The organism is Methanoculleus sp. UBA413, assembly GCF_002502935.1.
Lineage (GTDB): Archaea > Halobacteriota > Methanomicrobia > Methanomicrobiales > Methanoculleaceae > Methanoculleus > Methanoculleus bourgensis.
Genome location: NZ_DAQR01000059.1, coordinates 1 through 1,599, shown reverse-complemented (window position 1 = coordinate 1,599; position 1,599 = coordinate 1). Strand labels below are relative to the sequence as shown.

At 61.4% G+C, this 1,599-nt stretch carries 1 protein-coding gene; it reads left to right on the top strand.

Annotated elements, in window-relative coordinates; genetic code table 11:
• On the top strand, positions 1–1,513 hold a 1,513-nt coding region (locus tag BP858_RS04520), incomplete at its 5' end, for a sensor histidine kinase (protein WP_286878957.1).
• Between the last annotated feature and the right edge of the window lie 86 nt (positions 1,514–1,599).

Here is a 1,599-nt window from a genome sequence, read left to right as displayed (position 1 = left end):
GTACACCACCTATCCCCCGGACCTCGACCTTGATTTTGCGGAGATCCCCTACTTCTATGACCGGATCACAGAACTCAGGCTCGGGAACATCTTCTCGGCGGACCGGGTCCTGACTGAGCCGGCAAGCGGGAAGTTGCGGAAATACGCCTACATGCCCTCCCCCGATCACCGCTACCTCTTCGAGCTTGGGCTTGACTGCACCGCAACCGGGGTGGACCGGTACGACCCACAGTACCGGACCCTCAAAGAAGACCTGATGCGGTTGAACCCGGCGCTCGAGGGGATCCGGATATACGATTGCTTTGGGAGGATCATCAACGTAACCGATTCTGAGGGGCCGAACGACCCTGCTGTCATCAATCCCATTGCCCGGGAAATCTTTGAGACAAAGCAGGACCGGACGCTGACAGACGCGGCCGCCGGAACAACCACGCGGTACATTCTCGTTGATCTCTCTGATCCCGGCTACGCCTCTGATGTCAGCCGGATTGTCGAGTTGACCTACAATACCACTCCTCTCAACACCCGGCTCGCGGAGATGCGGCTTGGCCACGTCGTCCTTGCGGTCTTCGCGAGCCTGGTCGCCTGTTGCATCGCGTTCCCGGTTTCACGCCGGATAACCCGGCCGGTGCGGGAGATCGCCGACGACGTCAACAGGATTGCCGCGGGCGACCTCGACCACCAGATCCGGATATCCACAGGGACGGAGTTCACCCGTCTCGAGGAGGGCATCGGTGCCATGGTTGCTGCCCTCAGGGAGAATATACGTCGCCTCCGCGCCTCAGAGGAGGTGGCACGGGAGTACAGCGCCCACCTCGAAGAGCTGGTCAGGGAGCGGACGGCTGAGCTTGAGATGTCAAACCGGGCGGCGACCCTCTTTCTGGATATCATGATCCACGACATCAACAACGCCAACACCATCGCCATCGGGTATACGCAGCTCCTCGTCGATGCGCTCGAGGGAGAACAGCAGGAGATGGCCAGGAAGATGCTCTCCCGGCTCGAACAGAGCTCGGAGACCATCGGTGGCGTCGCCACTCTCCGGAGAGCCAGGGAGAGCCGGACGGCTCTGACGCAGATGGACCTTGATCGTGTGATCCAGGCACAGACGGCAAATTTCCCTGCGGTCCTGATCCATTATGAGGGACATCCCGTTGCAGTCCTCGCCGACGACCTCCTGTCTGAGGTCTTTGCAAACCTGCTTGGGAACGCCGAGAAGTTCGGCGGGCCGGATGTTGAGATAACCATCAGGGTCGAGGATCATGGAGAGGAGGTCGAGGTCTCGGTTGAGGATACCGGGCCGGGCATTCCTGACACAATGAAGGCCACTCTCTTCAGCCGTTTCGGGAAGGGAGAGTGCAGGCTGGCCGGGGCCGGGCTCGGTCTCTACATCTGTCGCATGCTCATCGAGCGTTACGGGGGGAAGATCTGGGTGGATGACCGGGTCCTGGGAGAGCCTGGACGCGGCGCGGCCATCAGGTTCACGCTCCGGAAGGCCGGCACGGATCATTGAGTGACCGTGCCTGGAGCATCTCACCTTGTTCTGCGGGTGTGCGGGGCGGATCGCCACCTCGTACGCTGGAGAGCGCGAAGGGTGAC